The organism is Bradyrhizobium sp. S3.2.6 (genome assembly GCF_040546885.1).
Lineage (GTDB): Bacteria > Pseudomonadota > Alphaproteobacteria > Rhizobiales > Xanthobacteraceae > Bradyrhizobium > Bradyrhizobium cytisi.
Genome location: NZ_JBEPOS010000002.1, coordinates 94,179 through 111,875 on the forward strand (window position 1 = coordinate 94,179; position 17,697 = coordinate 111,875).

The following is a 17,697-nucleotide window of genomic DNA, read 5'->3' on the forward strand; positions in this document are numbered from 1 at the left end:
GTCATGACGCGTGAATTCTCCGCCGGCAATTATCGGTTCATTCCCTCCGTGTTTCAGTACTCGGCTGGGGCTGCCGCCGATGACGGCTATGAGATCGAGCGCGTCCGGTTCGATCGCCTCGTGCCTCTGGCCGAGGGGTTTGCGCTTGCGGCAAAGTTCATCCAGGAGGCAGGGCGTCCGTTGACGGCCTTCTGTGCCTGCGAGCTGCGTTCGCCGGCCGCCTTCAGCGAGGAGGGCTTCCGCGCGTTCAACCTGCATTACGTCAAGACGCTGTCGGAATGGGGCATCTTCGACGGCACCACCAATCCGGTGGCGCGCAGCAATGTCTGTCCGGAACTCGATCCGCCGTCGGAGCCGTCGTTCTATGCGTTCTCCTTCACGCGCCCTACCAGCTCCAAGGCGCCGTCCTTCGTCATCGCCGGCGGCGCCGAGGCACGCGAGGGCAGCGGGACCTATGTCGAGCGCACGGTACGCTACCGCGACCTCAGCCCGGAGGGTTTGCGCGAGAAGGTGCGGTTCACCACGACGTCCCAGATGGAGAACCGGATGACGGCGTTCGGATTCGGCTGGAAGAACACGACGGGCGTGCAGGCCTACTCCGTGCACGACTTCCATCACGCGCTGGTGGATGAACTGGTTCGGCGTGGTGCACTACGCTCAGGTCTCACCTGGCACTTTGCGCGGCCGCCGGTGGTCGACCTCGAATACGAGATGGATTGCCGCCGCGTGATGCGCGAGAGCGTGATCTAGCGCTGGCGCGGGTCGAGGGCGTCGCGCAGGCCGTCGCCAAGTAAGTTGAGCGACAGCACCACGAGGAAGATCGCCAGCCCGGGCCAGATCGCCATCCAGGGCGCCTGGGTCAGGAAGCGTTGCGCTGCGTTAAGCATGCTGCCCCAGGACGGCGCCGGCGGCTGCTGGCCGAGGCCGAGGAACGATAGCGCCGCCTCGGCGATGATCGCTGCAGCGATAGAGAGCGTGGCCTGAACCAGCAGTGCGGGCAGGATGTTCGGCAGGATGTGCGAGACGGCGATGCGCCAGGGCGGATTGCCGAGTGCGCGCGCCGCTTCGACATAGTCCTCGGCCTTGACACTCAACACCTGGCCGCGGGTCAGGCGGATGAAGATGGGCGTTGCCGAGATGCCGATCGCGATCATGGCGTTGCCAAGACTCGGGCCGAGGAACGCCGCCAGCGCAATCGCCAGGATCAGGAACGGGCAGGCCAGCATCGCATCGGTGATCCGGCTGATCAGCGCATCGACGAAGCCACCGCGATAGCCAGCGATGAGGCCAAGCGGCACGCCGATTCCGAGCGCGATCGCGACCGAGATCAGGCCTGCCAGCAGCGAGGCCCGCGCACCGTAGACGACGCGGCTCAGGATATCGCGGCCGAGCTCGTCAGTGCCGAACCAGTGCGCCATTGTGGGCGGCTTGCGCACCAGGCTCCAGCTCGTCGCGATGGGGTCGTAGGGCACGATCAGAGGCGCCAGCAGCGCGAGCAGGATGAAGATGGTGAGGACCGCGAGGCCCGCAACCGCCGCCTTGCGCTTGAACAGGCGGCGCCGTGCGCGGCGCGCCGGGCTGTCCAGCTCGTCGGCTTGCGCAAGGGGGCCCGACAGGGCGGCGTCGGTCATGGCCTAGCCCCTCAGCCGCGGATTGACGAGGATATAGGCGACGTCGGCGACCAGATTGAGCGTGATGTAGACGGTCGCGGTCACCAGCACCACGCCCTGCACGACGGCATAGTCGCGGTTGAACACGGCGTCCACGATCAGCTTGCCGAAGCCGGGAATGGAGAAGATCTGCTCGGTCAGCACGGCGCCGGAGAGCAGCGTGCCGAGCTCGAGCGCGCCGAGTGTGATGATCGGCGTCAGCGCGTTGCGCATGGCATGCTTGAGGATCACGGAACGCTCGGAGAGGCCCTTGGCGCGTGCGGTGCGGACGTAATCGCTTTCCAGCACCTGGAGCATGGCGCTGCGCGTATGCCGCATCAGGACCGCGGAAATGGCGTTGCCGAGCACGAAGGCCGGCATGATCGTGGCGGCAAGGCTCGCGCGCCAGTTCTCGGTGAGCGGCACGTAGCCGGAGGCCGGCAGCCAGCCGAGCTCGATCGAGAACAGGAAGATCAGCATGATCCCGAGCCAGAAGTTCGGCGTCGAGATGCCCCACAGCGCGAAGAAGTTGGCGCCGTAGTCCCAGGCCGTTCCCTTCTTCACGGCGGCGACGATCCCGGCGGGAATGCCGATCAGAAAGGCGATGATGATCGCCATCGAGCCGAGCTGCAGCGTGACCGGCAGCTTTTGCGCAATCAGCTCGCGCACCGGCATCTTGTTGCGCAGGGACTCGCCGAAATCGCCAGATAACACGCCCTTCATCCAGTAGGCATACTGCACGGGGACCGGTTGATCGAGCCGGTATTGGTGGCGGATCTGCTCGATCACGGCCGGATCGCGCTCTTCGCCCGCCATCACCAGGGCGGGATCGCCCGGCAGCAATTGCTGCAGCGAGAAGATCAGCACCGACACGAAGAACAGTGTCGGCACGATCTGCGCAAGCCGGCGGGTGAGAAAGTTCAGCATCGCCGCGGCGTCACTTCAGCTTGAGGCCGACGACGCGCACGAGGCCGTCTGGCATCTGCTTGTAGCCATCGAGCTTGGTCGTATGCGCGATGATGATGCGGCGGTGATAGAGATAAAGCAGCGGCTCCTCATCTTGGACTAGCTTCGCCAAAACTTCGTAGCTGGCCTTGCGCTTGGCAAGGTCGGTCACGAGCCGCGCGTCCTCCAGTGCCTTGTCGGCCTGCGCATTGTTCCAGTCGCCGTAATTCTGAGGAGCGCCACTGTGCAGGAAGATGAAGGTGTTGCCATCAGGATCGACGCGGCCACTCCAGGCGAGCATGAAGGCCTGGTAGTCGCCGGCCTCGGCCTGCTTGAGCCCGGTTGCAAATTCGGTGACGCGGATCTTCATGTCGAAGCCGGCCTCCGCCGCCATCGACTGGATCACTTGCGCCGGCGTCTCCGTTTCTGCGCCCTTGGGTACCAGGAAGTCGACGCTGACCGGCGGCGTCACGCCGGCTTCCTTCAGCAGCGCCTTGGCCTTCTCCACGTTGCGGGGACGGACCGGCAAGCTCTTTTGATAGTAGGGATGATCAGGATTGACCCATTGATTGCCGACCTGGAACTCGCCGTTGAACACGACCTGGTTGATCGCCTCGCGGTCGATGGCAAGGTCAAGGGCCTGCCGCACCTTGGCTGATTGGCTCAGCGGTCCCTTGGCCTTGTCCTTGCCGATGTTGAGCGTGATACCCTGATAGCCGAGCTCGATCGCGGTGGCGACCTTCAGCCGTGAATCGGCGCGCACCTCCTTGAGATCGGTGGCGAGCACGCGCTCGATCAGATCGAGGCCGCCGGATTTCAGGTTCGCCAGCCGGACGGTGGCGTCGACGATGGGCTGGAACACGATGCGATCGATGAAGATGTTGTCCCTGTTCCAGTAGTCCGCGAACTTCTCGAACACGATGCGGTCCTGCTGCACGCGCTCGACGAATTTGTAGGGGCCGGCGCAGACCGGGTGCAGACCGAACTTGTCGCCGGCTGCCTTTGCCGCTTTCGGCGACATCATCATGCCGGCGCGATCTGTGAGCTGGGCAAGCAGGGGCGAGAACGGCGATTTCAGCACCAGCTTGATGGTGAGGGGATCGACGACATCGATGTGGTCGACCGAGGCGAGCTCCGGCTTGCGGAACGAGCCGGGGAGGGTCAGATGGCGCTCAAGCGAGAATTTGGCGGCCTCCGCGTCGAACGGCTCGCCGTCGTGGAATTTCACGCCGGGCCTGAGCTTGATGACGAGGCCCTTACCGTCATCGACCGTCTCGCTCGACAGCGCGAGCTGGGGCACGATGTTGAGCTTCTCGTCGATGTCGAACAGCTTGTCGCAAAATGCGGCGAACACGATGCGGCCGACATAGGTGCGCGCCATCGAGGGATCGAGGATATCGGGGTCCTCGGCAAGGCCGATGCGCAGCGTGGTCTGCGCCTGGGCGGCTCCAAGCGACAGTAGGAACGCAGCCGCGGTTGCGGCCAGGCGAAACATCTTCATCGGACAGTCCCCATTGCTCCGGCTACGTCGTTGTAGGCCTTGCACTCTGTATACCAACCCCGGCCAGGCTCGCGCTTTCCGTCTTTCGGCTGAAGGCGGCGACTAATTTTGCCAGTTCCGGCGTGAATCCTCCGGCTGTGGGCAGGATGGTGTCGGCCGGGGGCAGCTCGCTGACGCGATGGCAGGCGGTGGCGTGGGCTGCCTCGTCTGCCACCAGCGCCGGCGCCTCGGCGCGGCAACGGTCGATCACGAAGGGGCAGCGGGTGTGGAAGCGACAGCCGGCCGGCGGATTGAGCGCGCTCGGGGTCTCGCCCTGCAGTACGATCTTCGCCCGCCTTGCGTGAGGCTGCGGCAGCGGAATCGCGGACAACAGGGCCCGGCTGTAGGGATGGCGTGGCTCGGCGAACAACTCGCCCGCATCGGCTTCTTCGACAATCTGGCCGAGATTCATCACCGCGACGCGGTCGGCGATGTGCTTGACCACTGCGAGATCATGCGAAACGAAGATGTAGGCCAGACCAAGCCGGTCCTGGAGCTCGCGCAGCAGGTTCAATATCTGCGAGCGGATCGAGACGTCGAGCGCCGAGACCGGCTCGTCGCAAATGATCAGCTTCGGCTCGACCGCAAGCGCGCGCGCGATGGCGATGCGCTGGCGCTGGCCGCCGGAGAACTCGTGCGGATAGCGCCGCGCCAGCCGCGGTTCGAGCCCCACCAGCCGCAGAAGCTCCGCGACGCGCTCGCGCCGGTGCGCCGTCGGCACGAGATCGTGCAGCGCCAGCGGCTCGGTCAGAATCTGGCTGACCGTCATGCGAGGATTGAGCGAGGCGTAGGGGTCCTGAAAGATGATCTGCGCCTCGCGGCGGAATTTGCGGAGCGCATCCGGATCGAGTGAGAGCAGATCGCGGCCGTCGAATCGCACCGTGCCCGCGTCTGGTTCGATCAGCCGCAGCACGAGGCGGCTGACAGTGGACTTGCCGCAGCCGGATTCACCGACCAAAGCGAGGGTCTTGCCGGGTTCGAGTGTGAAGCTGACACCATCGACCGCTTTGACATGGGCCAGCGCCCGGCCGAACAACGAGCGCCGGGCGACGAAATGCTTGACCAGGCCTTTGACCTCGAGGAGAGCGGTCATCCTCGGCGCTCCCCGCGAAATCCGGTCTCGTGTCCCGGGCGCGGCGCAGCACGAAGTGGTGCGACGCTGAACCGGGACCCAGGTTGTTGCCGCATGGGCCCCGGTTCAGCAGCGCAGCACTGCGCTTCGCTTGTGCTGCGCTGCGCCCGGGGCAAGATGGAAGAAGGCAGCGCCATCACGACACCAGACGTTCGAGCGGCGCGCGGATGCAGCGCGAGAGGTGGCCGGGACTGAGTTCCAACAGCGGCGGCGGCGCAATGGTGCAGGCGTCCAGCACGAACGGGCAGCGCGCCGCGAAACGGCAGCCTGCGGGCGGCTGTGCCATGTTCGGCACCATGCCCTCGATCGTCGCAAGCTGTTCGGCGCGATGGTCCAGACGCGGGATCGAGCCGAGCAGTCCGACCGTGTAGGGGTGCTGCGGCGCGGAGAACAATTCGTCGACCGGCGCGCGCTCGACGATCTCGCCGGCATACATCACCGCGACTTCGTCGCAGACTTCGGCGACGACGCCGAGGTCGTGGGTGATCAGAATGATCGCGGCGCCGCTCGCGGCCTTCAGCTCGCGCATCAGCTCCAGGATCTGGGCCTGCAGGGTGACGTCGAGTGCAGTGGTCGGCTCGTCGGCGATCAAGAGCTGTGGATCGCAGGCAAGCGCCATCGCGATCATGACGCGCTGGCGCATGCCGCCGGAGAGCTTGTGCGGATATTCGTCGATCCGACGCTCGGGCGAAGGGATGTGGACGCGACGCAGCAGCTCGATCGCCCGATCCCATGCGCTGCGGCGCGAGCCGCCGCGATGGCGCAAAATGGTCTCAATGATCTGGTCGCCGATGGTGAAGCTCGGGTTGAGTGAGGTCATCGGCTCCTGGAAAATCATCGCGAGCCGGTTGCCGCGCAAGTCGCGCAGCGTCTGGTCCGAGGTCTTCAGCAGGTCGAAGCCGTCGAAGCGGATCGTGCCCGATATCTCCGTCGTCTGCTTCGGCAGCAGGCCCATGATCGCCAGCGAGGTCACGCTCTTGCCGCAGCCGGATTCGCCGACGAGGCCGAGCGTTGCGCCATTGGCGACGCTGAGATCGACGCTGTCGACGGCATGGGTGATGCGGCCGTCGTCGCCGTGAAAGCGGATGCGCAGGTCCCTGATCTCGATGAGAGGGCTTGCGTTCATGCTTGCCTCGCCCGTGCCGCGGCGATGCTGGCGTCGATGACGCTGCGATCGGTGTTGCCGGCCGGGTTCTGCCGGGTCGGCATGGAAGCGCGGAAGTGGATCCAGAGCTCGTGGCTGACCCGTTCGAGCCGCTCAAGCTCGCCGAGCGGTTCGGGGTGATCGTCGGCGCGAATGTCCAGCGCTGGCCATTCCTCCTCGCCGTGGATCAGTAGTGCCGCAGACTGCTTGCCGCGCTTGTCGCCGCCGGCGGCTTCCCCTGCGCGCATGGCGGCCAGTAGCCGCTGCGGGAAAGGCAGGCTGTCATTGGCGATGTAGGTCTTTGCCGTTTCGGCGAGCACGTCGGCGCCCGCGAGCATGTTGCCTGCGATCGAGAAGCCGCTGCCGGCGATGTGCCCGCACCAGTCGACGCAATCGCGCCCGGTATGCGCGGCGATCGCGCCACTCGCATCCATGATGTGGATCTGGCGGCTCTCGCGGCCGTCGTCGGTCGCGACCAGGGCGGCGAGCACGTCATGGGCGTTCAGGCCTTCGCGTAGCAGCTTGATGCCGTCGATGCCGTAATAGGGATTGACGAAAGCTTGCGTTGCAATGGCCCCGAGGCCTGCCGCGATGTAGGGCACACGTGCGCCGACCGCGAAGAAGCGGGTCGCTACCGCAATGCCGAACTGGCCGGTGGCAGGATCGCGCGCGATGATCGACCAGGTCATGTGCTGCCTTCAGCGTCCCGCGGCGTAGCCCTGCATGCCGCGCGGATTGGCGGCGGCGCGGCGGCGCACGCCGACACGCGAGGCAGCGGTGAGGCGGCCCTCAGACCAGTCGGGGCCGACCTCGACGATATGCCCGCGCTCGCGAAGGCTCTCGATGGTTGCCTTCGGCACCCGGTTTTCGACCACGAGCACGCCGGGACGCGCGGTGCGCGGCCAGAACGAGATCGGGAAATGCTCGGAGTGCCAGGCCGGTGCGTCGATCGCCTCCTGGAGGTTGAGGTTGCAATGGACGTGGCGCAGGAAGAACTGCGTGATCCATTGGTCCTGCTGATCGCCGCCGGGCGAGCCCCAGGCGAGGTAGGGCTCGCCGTCACGCAGCGCCATGGTCGGCGACAGCGTGGTGCGCGGCCGCTTGCCCGGTGCGAGTGCTGCCGGGTGATCTTCCTCGAGCCAGAACATTTGCGCGCGGCTGCCGAGGCAGAATCCGATCTCCGGGATCACCGGTGAAGATTGCAGCCAGCCACCCGACGGCGTCGAGGACACCATATTGCCGGCCTTGTCGATGATGTCGAAATGCACGGTGTCGCCGCGGACCTCGCCGAAGCGCCCCACGGTGGGCTCGCCGGCGCCGAGTGCGCCGACGGCCTCGCGTTGGCCCTCTGCACGGCGCAGCTTGACCACACCGCCAAAACCTTCGATCGATCCCGGGATGAAATCGAGCGACGCCTTGTCGGTGACGAGCTTGCGGCGCTCGTCGTTGTAGGCGTCCGACAGCAGCGTTGCGATCGGGATTTCGCTGAACTTGGGATCGCCGTAGAACTTTTCGCGGTCGGCGAAGGCGAGTTTTGCGCATTCGATCTGGAGATGGATGAACTCCGGCCCGGTCGGATCGAGCCCGTCGAGCGCGAAGCCTTTCAAGAGCGCGAGCTGTTGCAGGGTCACCGGACCCTGGCTCCAGACGCCGGCCTTGCAGACGGTGTAGCGGCCATAATCGTAGGTGAGGGGCGCCTCGATCGTCGGCTGCCAGCGTGCCATGTCATCGGCGGAAAGCACGCCGCGATGCGGCGAGCCACTGACGTCCATCACCTCCTGGGTCCGGCAGAACTTGTCGATGGCCTCCGCGACAAAACCCTGGGACCAGGCATTTCGCGCACGCTCGATCTCGGCGTCGCGGCCTCCGCCACCGCTTTCGGCCTCGCTGAGGATGCGCGCGTAGGTCGCCGCCAGCGTCTTGTTGGTGAAGAGCGTACCGGGTTTCGGGACCTCGCCGTTCGGCAGGTAGACAGCGGCCGAGGTCGGCCAGTGCTTGCGGAACAATTGCTCGACGGTCTGGATCGTGGCGCAGGCGCGCTCGACCAAGGGATAGCCGTCGCGGGCATAAGAGATCGCGGGCTCCAGCACGTCGCGCACGCGCATCGTGCCGTAGTCGCGGAGCAGCATCATCCAGGATTCGAAGGTGCCGGGAACGCAGGCCGCGAGCAGGCCGGTGCCGGGCACCATGTCGAGGCCCTCGCTCTTGTAATGCGCGATGGTGGCGCGTGCCGGTGCCGGGCCCTGGCCGCAGATCACCTCGGTGCGGCCGCGCTTCACGTCATGGACGATAACAGGCACGTCGCCGCCGGGTCCGTTCAGATGCGGCTCGACGACCTGAAGCGTGAAGGCGGTGGCGACACCGGCGTCGAAGGCATTGCCGCCCTTTTCCAGAATAGCCATGCCGACGGCGGTTGCGATCCAGTGCGTGGTTGCGACGACACCGAACGTGCCCTCGATCTCGGGGCGCGTCGTAAAGGGATCGGGATTGACGTTGCTGGCCATGGGCTACCTCATTTGCGGCGCGCGCAATTGATCACAGGCAATGCCGTGCGGCCAATGCACAGGCCGCATGGCACGCGCGCGTCACGCCGGGACCGGCGCGGTGTTAACCGCATGGCAGGCGACGCCGTCGATCAATTCCGGAGCTTGCTTGCGACAGAGGTCGAACGCCAGCGGACAGCGCGGATTGAAGGCACAGCCGGGCGGCGGATTGATCGGGTTCGGGATCTCGCCCTTCACCGGAATGCGCTGGCGACCGGACATCGCGAGATCAGGTACGGCGCCCAGCAGCATCTTGGTGTAAGGCATGCGTGGACGGGCAAACAGCTCGCGCCCCTCCGCGATCTCGACGATCCGGCCGAGATACATCACGCCGACACGGCTCGCCATGTGGCGGACCACGGCAAGGTTATGGCTGATGAACAGATAGGTCAGGCCGAACTTGTCCTGCAGGTCGCGCATCAGGTTCAGGATCTGCGCCTGCACGGAGACGTCGAGCGCCGAGGTCGGCTCGTCACAGACGATGAACTCGGCGTCGGAGGCGAGCGCCCGCGCGATTGCGATGCGCTGGCGCTGGCCGCCAGAGAATTCGTGCGGGAATTTCAGGCGGTCGTCGGGGTGCAGGCCGACGAGGCTGAGCAGCTCGCCGACGCGCGCCTGGATGTCGCGTTCGCCCTGGATCAGGTCGAAGGCGCGGATTGGCTCGGAGATGATGGCATCGACGCGGAAGTGCGGGTTCAGGCTCGCATAAGGATCCTGAAAAATCATCTGGATGCGGCGGCGCAGCTTTCGGCGCGCTGACGCCTGCCGCGGATCGGTCATCGAGACGCCGTCGATCAGGACATTGCCGGAGCTCGGCGGCAACAGGCCGACCACCATCCGCGCCACCGTGGTCTTGCCTGAGCCGGACTCACCGACCAGCGCAAAGGTCTCGCCTTTCTTGATGTCGAAAGTGACGTGATCGACAGCCTTGAGATATTCGAGATGTCCACCTTCCAGCAAGCGGTTGAGCCAGGGCTTTGAGACGTCGAAGACGCGGCGGAGATTTGTGGCCTGGATGAAGGGGGCGCTCATGCCGCGGTCTCCGCCGGCACGCTGTCGTAGAGATGGCAGGCAACCGATTGTGTGCCACGCGACAGCGGCTCTGGCCGGTCGACGCGGCAGCGGTCGAAGGCGGAGGCGCAGCGCGGGTTGAACGAGCAGCCGCGGGGGATCGCCGACAGGCGCGGCATGGAGCCCGGAATCTGCACCAGGCGCTTGTCATCGCCGGCAAGCGTCGGGATCGCGCCCATCAAGCCTTTGGCGTAGGGGTGCAGCGGGTTCCTGACCACGTCCTGCACCGGGCCGATCTCGGCGACGCGGCCAGCATACATCACCGCGACGCGGTCCGAGGTCTCGGCGATCACGCCCATGTCGTGCGTCACCAGCATCACGGCGGTGCCGTGGTCGCGGCCGAGCCGCTTGATCAGCGAGATGATCTGGGCCTGCACGGAGACATCGAGCGCGGTGGTCGGCTCGTCCGCGATAATCAGTTCCGGCTCGGCGCAGATCGCCAGCGCAATCACCACGCGCTGGCGCATGCCGCCGGAGAATTCATGAGGGTAGCCGTCGATGCGCTTTTCCGGCGCGGGAATGCCGACCTCGGCGAGGAGGTCGATGGCACGGCGGCGGGCGGCCTGTTCGGAGAGATTGAGGTGGGTCCGGATCGTTTCCACGATCTGGTCGCCGACCTTGTACAGCGGATTGAGGGAAGTGAGCGGATCCTGGAAGATCATGCCGATGCGCTTTCCTCTGATACGGCGCATCTCCTCCGGCGGCAGATTGTCGATGCGCAGGCCCGCGAGATGGATCTCGCCACCGGCGATGCGGCCGGGCGGATCGATCAGGCCGATCACCGAGAGCCCGGTGACGGATTTGCCGGCGCCGGATTCGCCGACCACGCCGAGCACTTCGCCCTTGGCGATGTCGAAGGATACGCCGTCGATCGCACGCAGCCTGCCGCGGCGGGAGGCGAACTCGACCTGAAGATTGCGGACGGAGAGAACGGGTGCGGTCATGAACGGTGCATACTCATCGGAGTTTCGGGTTGAGCGCGTCGCGCAGCCAGTCGCCGAGCAGGTTGATCGACAGGATCAGGGCCGCGAGTGCGATTCCGGGGAATGCGACGATCCACCATTCGCCTGCGAACAGATAGCCGTTGCCGATGCGGATCAGCGTGCCGAGCGACGGCATGGTCTCGGGCATGCCCGAGCCGAGGAACGACAGCGTTGCCTCGGTGATGATGGCGAGCGCGAGGTTGATGGTGGCGATCACGAGGATCGGGCCCATCGTGTTTGGCAGCACGTGGCGCAGCATGATCACGGGGGCGGGCAGGCCGATCAGTTGCGCGGCTGCGACATAATCCTTGTTCTTCTCGACCAGCACCGAGCCGCGCACCGTCCGCGCGTACTGCACCCAAAAACTCAGCCCGATCGCGAAAACCAGGACCGCCAACATGCTCATCTCGTCGAGCTTGTTGCCGAAGACCGACTTGGCGATGCCGTTGATCAAGAGCGCGATCAGGATGGCCGGAAAGGAAAGCTGCACGTCGGCGATGCGCATGATCAGCCCGTCGACGGCGCCACCGAAATAGCCGGCCGTCAGCCCGAGCATGATGCCGAGCACGCCGGACAAGACCACGCCGAGTACGCCGACGAGAAGCGAGATGCGCAGGCCGTAGAGGATCGCAGACAGCACGTCGCGGCCCTGCTCGTCGGTGCCGAGCAGGAATGGGCTCTGGCCATCGGCGGTCCAGAGCGGCGAGATGCGCGAATTCATCAGCTGGAGCTGCGCCGGGTCGAACGGATTCTGCACCGACAGCACGGAGGCAAAGATCGCGAGCAGGAAGAACAGCAGCGTCACTGCGGCCGCGATCATGGTGATCCTGGAGCGGCGGAACGAATAGAACAGGTCGCTGTCGAGCGCGCGCTTGAACCAGCCTGGTGCGGCGGCGGCGCGCTTCTCGGTGCTGTGTGGAACGACGGCCTCGCTCATGTCAGTGCGCCCGGCTGACCGTCGAGCGCAGCCGCGGATCGACGATGGTGTAGAGAATATCAACCACGAGATTGATGGTGACGAAGATCAGGGACACCATCATCAGATAGGCTGCCATGATCGGGATATCGACGTTCTGAACCGCCTGCACGAACAGGAGCCCCATGCCCGGCCACTGGAACACGGTCTCGGTGATGATTGCGAAAGCAATGACCGAGCCAAATTGCAGGCCTGCCACGGTGATCACGGGAACCAGCGTGTTGCGCAGCGCGTGGCCGAAATGGATCGCCCGCGTGGTGAGCCCACGGGCGCGGGCGAAGCGGATGTAGTCGGTCCGCAGGACCTCGAGCATCTCTGCGCGGACGAGCCGCATGATCAGCGTCATCTGGAACAGGCCGAGGGTGATCGAGGGCATGATCAGCGCTTTCAGGCCTGACAACGTCAGGAGCCCCGTCGTCCACCAGCCGATATGCACGACATCGCCCCGCCCGAACGAGGGTAGCCAGCCGAGTGTCACCGAAAACAGGTAGATCATGAGAATGCCGATCAGGAAGGTCGGCAGCGAGATGCCGATCAGCGAGACGGCCTGGAAGACATGCGTGAGCCAGCTGTCACGACGCAGCGCGGAATAAACGCCCATCAGAATGCCGCTGACCATTGCGAAGATGGTTGCAACGATGGCCAGCTCCAGCGTCGCCGGCATCCGTTCCATCAGCAGGTCGGTGACGGGCAGCCGGAACTGGTAGGACACGCCGAACTTGAATTGCGCGGCATTGCCGACGTAGCGACCGAACTGCACGATCACGGGGTCGTCGAGGCCGAGCGATTTGCGGATCGCAGCGCGTTCGGCGCCCGACGTATCCATCCCGACCATCTGGTTTACGGGATCGCCGGCAAACCGGAACATCGAGAACGAAATGATCCCGACGGCGATCATGACACCGACGGCCTGGATGGCTCGGCGCAGTGTGAAAGCGAGCATCTGTTCCTTTCACATCTCTTCAGCAGCACGCATCATTGCGTTAGCCCGAAACGGCAAGTCCTTAAACAGCAAGTCCCGGAAGCCGGGGCTTCCGGGACTTCACAACTTGTCGACACCTACTCGTCCTGCTTGGTCGCCCAGTAGAGCATGACCATGTTGTCCGCGCGCTGGGTCAGCTTCACTTTCTTCGAGACGCCCCAGGCGAGCGCCTGCTGGTGCAGCGGGACGTAGGCCCAGTCCTTCATCGAGACCTCGAAGGCCTGCTTGATCAGGAGATCGCGCTTGCCTACATCGGGTTCCACGAGGATCCGGTCTGCGAGCTCGTCGAACTGCTTGTTGCAATAGCCGGCGAGATTGGCCTCGCCGCGGTTGGGATCCTTGGGGTCGTCCCGGCAGCCCATGATGTCGTGCAGCACGTTATGGGCGTCGAGCGTATCCGGGGTCCAGCCCAGCATGAACAGCGAAGTCTTGTAGCCGCCGGGCTTCAGCACCTTGGCGAAATACAGCGCCTTGGGTTGCGCCAGCAGCTCCACCTTGATGCCGATACGGGCGAGCATTCCGACGACGGCCTGACAGATCGCGGCGTCATTGACATAGCGATCGTTGGGGCAGTCCATCGTGACTTCGAAACCCTCGGGATAGCCGGCGTCCGCCAGGAGCTTCTTGGAGGCGTCGGGATCGAACTTCGGCCGGGTGAAGTCCTTCGAGAGCGTAAAGATCTCCGGTGCGACCATCAATGCGGAAGGCGTTGAGAGCCCGCGCATGACGCGATTCTTGATCAGGTCGACATCGATCGCCCGGTACACGGCTTCGCGGACGCGAACGTCCTTGAACGGGTTCTTGCCCTTGACGTTGGAGTACAATAGCTCATCGCGCTGCTGATCCATGCCGACGAAGATGGTGCGGAGTTCAGGTCCTGTCAGCACAGTGGCGTTGGGGCTTGCTTTGACACGCTCGATGTCCTGGACCGGAACCGGTTCGATCACGTCGACCTCGCCCGACAGCAGCGCCGCGACACGCGTGGCCGGGTTTGCAATCGGCGTGAAGATGATCTCCTTCAGATTATGCTCCGGCTTGCGCCACCAGTTCGGATTTGCCTTGAAGACGGTCTTCACGCCCGGCTGATGGCTCTCGATCGTGAAAGGGCCAGTGCCGTTTTCATGAAGCGAGGCATAGCTCGGGGTCGTGGCGGCGGCCGGCGTCGGTGCCACCGCATCGTTCGCCTCTGCCCATTTCTTGTCCATGATGTACCAGGTCGCCCAAAGCGCCGTCAGGATCGGATTGGGCGAGGTCAGGACGAAATCGACGGTATAATCGTCAATCTTGACCGCCTTGGCATCGGCGGGAACGCGGCTCTGGAAATTCGAGCCCTTCGCCCGCACGCGCTCGGCCGAAAATATCACGTCATCGGCGGTGAAGGGGTCGCCATTGTGGAATTTCACGCCCTTGCGCAGATGAAAGCGCCAGCGTGTCGGCTCCGGGGTCTCCCAGCTTTCGGCCAGCGCCGGGATGACTTTCAGGTCCTTGCCGCGGGCGACCAGGCCCTCATAGACGTGGCCGAGATGCGCACTGGTGGTCGACTCATTCAGCGTGTAGGGGTCGAGCGACTTCAGCTCACCCTGGTTGGCGTAACGCAGCGTCTGGCTCGACGCCGGCGAGACCGCCAACGCAAGCACACCGGCGAGCGCCGCCGCAAACAGACTTCGTCCGACTGACATTCTTGACCCTCTCCACTCGCCCGCACCGTCATTTTTGTTGTTCGGCGGGGTTGATCGATCCATGTTGCCCAGAGTTCTCGACCCGTGCAAGCGCCATTCCAGCAAGGAATGCGCCAAGTTGCACCGCTTTGCAGCAATGCTGACCAACAATTTAGCGGCGAGAAGCGAGTTGGCGACATTGGACTTTCGGCCAGCCGGGTCCCGAGATTGAGGGCGGGGGCGGCCCGCCGGCGCCCATTCGCGCCGACAATCTGATTGACCATATCCGCCGATTGCGGAAGCCGGTTTCCGACCCGACGTCTCAGGTCGCTCGTCTCAGGTCGCTTGCGTCGCACACCATGTCGCGGCGATACTGTGTGACGCCGCTCGAATCTCATCCGGAGGGGATATGAAAGTTAATATCGAAATCGACTGCACCCCCCTTGAGGCCCGCCAGTTCTTCGGATTGCCGGATGTGTCGCCGATGCAGGTTGCCGTCATGGAAAAGCTGCAGCAGCAGGTCCTGAGTAATATCGACAAGGTCTCGCCGGAATCGCTGATCCAGAGCTGGTTCACCTTCGATCCCAAAATCGCCGAGCGGTTTCAGGACATGTTCGTCACCATGGCCGGTCTCGGCAGCCCGCGCAGCAGCGACAAGAAGAAGTAATGCCGACGGCGCGCGACGGGGCGCCAGGCTCAGGCCGGCTTCGTCCGCCGGGCCTCGGCCTGCTGCTCGCGGAGGCGCGCAGCCTGCTCGAATTCAACGCCAGCGTCCTGCTGTCGCCGTTGCTGATGCGCGCGCCCCGGGGCGACGGCCATCCGGTGCTGGCGCTGCCGGGCTTTCTCGCCAGCGATCTCTCGATGGCGCCGATGCGGCGCTATCTCGGCGAGCTCGGCTATGACGCGCATGCCTGGCGGATGGGCCGCAATCTCGGCGGACTGGCGCGGATGCGGGAAGCCCTGCACACTCGCATCACCGAAATCCACGCCGCGAGCGGACGGAAGATCAGTCTGGTCGGATGGAGCCTCGGCGGCGTCTATGCCCGTGATCTCGCGCTCCAGGCGCCCGAGATGGTCCGCAATGTCATTACGCTCGGCAGCCCCTTTGCCAATGATGTACGGGCCACCAATGCGACGGCGCTCTATGAGGCGTTGTCCGGCGAGCGGGTCGAGGATTTTGCGGAAGCGCGTGAAGCGATCGCCGGCGATCTTCCGGTACCGGCGACGTCGATCTATTCGCGCGCGGACGGCGTCGTGAATTGGCGGACTTGCCTGCTACATCCCTCCGACCGGGCCGAGAATATCGAGGTGCATTTCGCAAGCCATATCGGGCTCGGGGTGAACCCGGCTGCCTTGTGGGCCGTGGCGGATCGCCTGGCGCAACCGGAGGGGGAGTTCTGGCCATTTGACCGGGCTGGTCCGTTTGCCATTGCATATGCCCCGCCGGAGCGGGCAGTATCGGCCTGACGAGAAGCGCCGGCAAAGGCGCCCGTCGAATACGAGCGGAGGGAACTATGGCTGACGGTAAGAAGCTGTCGTCGCTGGATGCGTCGTTTCTTTATCTGGAAACGCCGGAAATGCCGATGCATGTCGGCAGCATGGCGATCTTTCGCCTGCCTGACGATTACAAGGGCGACTTCTTCGAAGACTTCAAGGCGATGATCGTCTCGCGGCTGCACATCGCGCCGATTCTGAAAGCGCGCCTGGAGAAGGCACCGCTCGACATCGATCATCCGACCTGGGTCGAAGACGATCAATTCGACATCGACCGTCACATCTTCCGTGCCAGCCTGCCGGCGCCGCGCGATCGCGCCACGCTCGAGCGCATCGTCGGCTGGATGCATGCCAAGCTCCTGAACCGTGCTCGCCCGCTCTGGGAGTTCTACGTGTTCGAGGGCATGAAGGACAACGAGGTTGGGCTTTATTCCAAGATGCACCATGCCGCCATCGACGGCGGTGCCGGTGCGGCCCTGACCAACATGATCTACGACATCTCGCCGATCCCGCGAAAGGTCGAGCCGCCGACGGGCGGATCGAAGCCGGGACAGGAGCCGCGCGATATCGCGGCGAACCTGCTCGATTCCTATCAGCAGCTCTTCACCCAGCCGCTCGATGCCTCGGCGGCCGCGAAGAATCTTCAACTGCCGCGCACCGGCAAGAGCGACATCGGTTCGATCCTGTTCGACAATGCGATGTACCAGATCGAGAGCGCGGTACGCTTTGCCGGCAATATCCCGACCATGGTCAAGAGCGTTTCCGACGTGCTCGGCAAGATTTCCGATCCGAAGTCGCGCGAGAGCCTCGCCAGCATGGTGTCGCCGCCGACCATGCTCAACAAGTCGATATCGTCCGAGCGCAGCTTTGCCGGCGTGTCGATCTCGTTGTCGCGATCCAAGGCGCTGGCCAAGCAGGCCGGCGGCAAGCTCAACGACGTGGTGCTGGCGCTCGCCTCCGGCGTGGTCCGCCGCTACCTCCTGCAATACGCCACATTGCCGGCGAAATCGCTGACCGCCGCCGTGCCGATCTCGCTGCGTGAGGAGGGCAACACCGAGGCCAACAACCAGGTGTTCGGCATGATCTGCTCGATCGCGACCAACATCGATGATCCCAAGGTGCGGCTTGAAGCCATCATCGCGCAGTCGACCAAGTCCAAGGAGATGTCGCATCCGCTGCGCGCCCTGATGCCGCAGGTCTCCAACATCTCGATGCTGGGCGCACCGATCATCGTCCAGATCATGGCGCTGCTCTACAGCCGCTCCGACCTGTCGGATGTGCTGCCGCCGGCTGCGAACATCACCGTGTCCAACGTGCCGGGTCCGCGGCAGACGCTCTATGCCGCAGGTGCCGAGCTGCTGCACATCTTCCCGGTGTCGATCTCGACACATGGGCAGGCGCTGAACATCACCGTGCAGAGCTACCGCGACCAGCTCGATTTCGGCTTCATCGTCGGCGCCAACATCATTCCCCACGTGCAGGTGATGTGCGACATGCTGCCGGAGGAGTTTGCTGCGCTCGAAGCGGCGTATGCGCCGCCCGCGGCCGACATCAAGGGCGCGGCTGAGTAGGAATGTTGA

General features: G+C 64.7%; 16 protein-coding genes. 4 read left to right on the forward strand and 12 right to left on the reverse strand.

What is annotated here, in order from left to right; translation table 11 throughout:
• The first annotated feature begins 3 nt into the window (after window positions 1–3).
• The gene (gene cnbZ / locus ABID58_RS04775) at window positions 4–750 is read left to right on the forward strand and encodes a 2-amino-5-chloromuconate deaminase CnbZ (RefSeq protein ID WP_354031737.1); all 747 of its coding nucleotides are present in this window, start codon (window positions 4–6) and stop codon (window positions 748–750) included.
• On the opposite strand, the gene ABID58_RS04780 is transcribed toward cnbZ, so the two are convergent.
• The 12 genes from ABID58_RS04780 to ABID58_RS04835 all read right to left on the reverse strand — a co-directional run bounded on the left by ABID58_RS04780 (window position 747) and on the right by ABID58_RS04835 (window position 14,644).
• The gene (locus tag ABID58_RS04780; protein ID WP_354031738.1) at window positions 747–1,631 is read right to left on the reverse strand and encodes an ABC transporter permease; all 885 of its coding nucleotides are present in this window, start codon (window positions 1,629–1,631) and stop codon (window positions 747–749) included. The two genes, cnbZ and ABID58_RS04780, sit on opposite strands and share 4 nt — an antisense overlap.
• 3 nt (window positions 1,632–1,634) lie before the next feature.
• Window positions 1,635–2,576, reverse strand: coding sequence for an ABC transporter permease (locus ABID58_RS04785; RefSeq protein ID WP_148748947.1), 942 nt, complete (start codon window positions 2,574–2,576; stop codon window positions 1,635–1,637).
• A gap of 10 nt (window positions 2,577–2,586) precedes the next feature.
• Window positions 2,587–4,095, reverse strand: coding sequence for an ABC transporter substrate-binding protein (locus ABID58_RS04790; RefSeq protein ID WP_354031739.1), 1,509 nt, complete (start codon window positions 4,093–4,095; stop codon window positions 2,587–2,589).
• Between the two features lie 22 nt (window positions 4,096–4,117).
• Window positions 4,118–5,227, reverse strand: coding sequence for an ABC transporter ATP-binding protein (locus ABID58_RS04795; protein ID WP_354031740.1), 1,110 nt, complete (start codon window positions 5,225–5,227; stop codon window positions 4,118–4,120).
• Between the two features lie 175 nt (window positions 5,228–5,402).
• Window positions 5,403–6,392: an ABC transporter ATP-binding protein gene (locus ABID58_RS04800; RefSeq protein ID WP_354031741.1), complete on the reverse strand. Its 990-nt coding sequence runs from the start codon at window positions 6,390–6,392 to the stop codon at window positions 5,403–5,405.
• Complete coding sequence (locus ABID58_RS04805) at window positions 6,389–7,099, reverse strand: DUF1028 domain-containing protein (RefSeq protein ID WP_354031742.1); 711 nt, start codon at window positions 7,097–7,099, stop codon at window positions 6,389–6,391. The genes ABID58_RS04800 and ABID58_RS04805 overlap by 4 nt, the downstream gene beginning before the upstream one ends.
• Before the next feature lie 9 nt (window positions 7,100–7,108).
• Complete coding sequence (locus ABID58_RS04810) at window positions 7,109–8,914, reverse strand: gamma-glutamyltransferase family protein (protein WP_354031743.1); 1,806 nt, start codon at window positions 8,912–8,914, stop codon at window positions 7,109–7,111.
• An 81-nt stretch (window positions 8,915–8,995) separates the two neighbouring features.
• Window positions 8,996–9,985: an ABC transporter ATP-binding protein gene (locus ABID58_RS04815; RefSeq protein ID WP_354031744.1), complete on the reverse strand. Its 990-nt coding sequence runs from the start codon at window positions 9,983–9,985 to the stop codon at window positions 8,996–8,998.
• On the reverse strand, window positions 9,982–10,968 hold the full coding sequence (locus ABID58_RS04820; RefSeq protein ID WP_354031745.1) for an ABC transporter ATP-binding protein: 987 nt from the start codon (window positions 10,966–10,968) through the stop codon (window positions 9,982–9,984). The genes ABID58_RS04815 and ABID58_RS04820 overlap by 4 nt, the downstream gene beginning before the upstream one ends.
• Before the next feature lie 13 nt (window positions 10,969–10,981).
• On the reverse strand, window positions 10,982–11,944 hold the full coding sequence (locus ABID58_RS04825) for an ABC transporter permease (protein WP_148748939.1): 963 nt from the start codon (window positions 11,942–11,944) through the stop codon (window positions 10,982–10,984).
• 1 nt (window position 11,945) lies between these two features.
• Window positions 11,946–12,926: an ABC transporter permease gene (locus tag ABID58_RS04830; protein WP_354031746.1), complete on the reverse strand. Its 981-nt coding sequence runs from the start codon at window positions 12,924–12,926 to the stop codon at window positions 11,946–11,948.
• Between the two features lie 116 nt (window positions 12,927–13,042).
• A complete protein-coding gene (locus ABID58_RS04835) occupies window positions 13,043–14,644 on the reverse strand; it encodes an ABC transporter substrate-binding protein (RefSeq protein WP_354031747.1) in 1,602 nt (533 codons plus the stop codon).
• A gap of 388 nt (window positions 14,645–15,032) precedes the next feature.
• Between ABID58_RS04835 and ABID58_RS04840 the strand changes: the two genes are divergently transcribed.
• From ABID58_RS04840 to ABID58_RS04850, 3 genes are read left to right on the forward strand one after another with little or no spacing between them, the layout of a single operon-like run.
• Window positions 15,033–15,290, forward strand: coding sequence for a DUF6489 family protein (locus ABID58_RS04840; protein WP_354031748.1), 258 nt, complete (start codon window positions 15,033–15,035; stop codon window positions 15,288–15,290).
• Window positions 15,290–16,090 (forward strand): esterase/lipase family protein, encoded by an 801-nt coding sequence (locus ABID58_RS04845; protein ID WP_354031749.1) that lies wholly within the window; start codon window positions 15,290–15,292, stop codon window positions 16,088–16,090. The genes ABID58_RS04840 and ABID58_RS04845 overlap by 1 nt, the downstream gene beginning before the upstream one ends.
• Window positions 16,091–16,137: 47 nt before the next feature.
• On the forward strand, window positions 16,138–17,688 hold the full coding sequence (locus tag ABID58_RS04850) for a WS/DGAT/MGAT family O-acyltransferase (RefSeq protein WP_354031750.1): 1,551 nt from the start codon (window positions 16,138–16,140) through the stop codon (window positions 17,686–17,688).
• Window positions 17,689–17,697: the final 9 nt, after the last annotated feature.

What these genes read in the sequence shown, in the direction of transcription:
- ABID58_RS04835 (WP_354031747.1), bottom strand. Translation starts at nt 14,644, where the DNA reads ATGTCAGTCGGACGAAGTCTGTTTGCGGCGGCGCTCGCCGGTGTGCTT.
- ABID58_RS04830 (WP_354031746.1), bottom strand. Translation starts at nt 12,926, where the DNA reads ATGCTCGCTTTCACACTGCGCCGAGCCATCCAGGCCGTCGGTGTCATG.
- ABID58_RS04795 (WP_354031740.1), bottom strand. Translation starts at nt 5,227, where the DNA reads ATGACCGCTCTCCTCGAGGTCAAAGGCCTGGTCAAGCATTTCGTCGCC.
- ABID58_RS04805 (WP_354031742.1), bottom strand. Translation starts at nt 7,099, where the DNA reads ATGACCTGGTCGATCATCGCGCGCGATCCTGCCACCGGCCAGTTCGGC.
- ABID58_RS04800 (WP_354031741.1), bottom strand. Translation starts at nt 6,392, where the DNA reads ATGAACGCAAGCCCTCTCATCGAGATCAGGGACCTGCGCATCCGCTTT.
- ABID58_RS04840 (WP_354031748.1), top strand. Translation starts at nt 15,033, where the DNA reads ATGAAAGTTAATATCGAAATCGACTGCACCCCCCTTGAGGCCCGCCAG.
- ABID58_RS04790 (WP_354031739.1), bottom strand. Translation starts at nt 4,095, where the DNA reads ATGAAGATGTTTCGCCTGGCCGCAACCGCGGCTGCGTTCCTACTGTCG.
- ABID58_RS04785 (WP_148748947.1), bottom strand. Translation starts at nt 2,576, where the DNA reads ATGCTGAACTTTCTCACCCGCCGGCTTGCGCAGATCGTGCCGACACTG.
- ABID58_RS04820 (WP_354031745.1), bottom strand. Translation starts at nt 10,968, where the DNA reads ATGACCGCACCCGTTCTCTCCGTCCGCAATCTTCAGGTCGAGTTCGCC.
- ABID58_RS04845 (WP_354031749.1), top strand. Translation starts at nt 15,290, where the DNA reads ATGCCGACGGCGCGCGACGGGGCGCCAGGCTCAGGCCGGCTTCGTCCG.
- ABID58_RS04825 (WP_148748939.1), bottom strand. Translation starts at nt 11,944, where the DNA reads ATGAGCGAGGCCGTCGTTCCACACAGCACCGAGAAGCGCGCCGCCGCC.
- ABID58_RS04780 (WP_354031738.1), bottom strand. Translation starts at nt 1,631, where the DNA reads ATGACCGACGCCGCCCTGTCGGGCCCCCTTGCGCAAGCCGACGAGCTG.
- ABID58_RS04850 (WP_354031750.1), top strand. Translation starts at nt 16,138, where the DNA reads ATGGCTGACGGTAAGAAGCTGTCGTCGCTGGATGCGTCGTTTCTTTAT.
- cnbZ (WP_354031737.1), top strand. Translation starts at nt 4, where the DNA reads ATGACGCGTGAATTCTCCGCCGGCAATTATCGGTTCATTCCCTCCGTG.
- ABID58_RS04810 (WP_354031743.1), bottom strand. Translation starts at nt 8,914, where the DNA reads ATGGCCAGCAACGTCAATCCCGATCCCTTTACGACGCGCCCCGAGATC.
- ABID58_RS04815 (WP_354031744.1), bottom strand. Translation starts at nt 9,985, where the DNA reads ATGAGCGCCCCCTTCATCCAGGCCACAAATCTCCGCCGCGTCTTCGAC.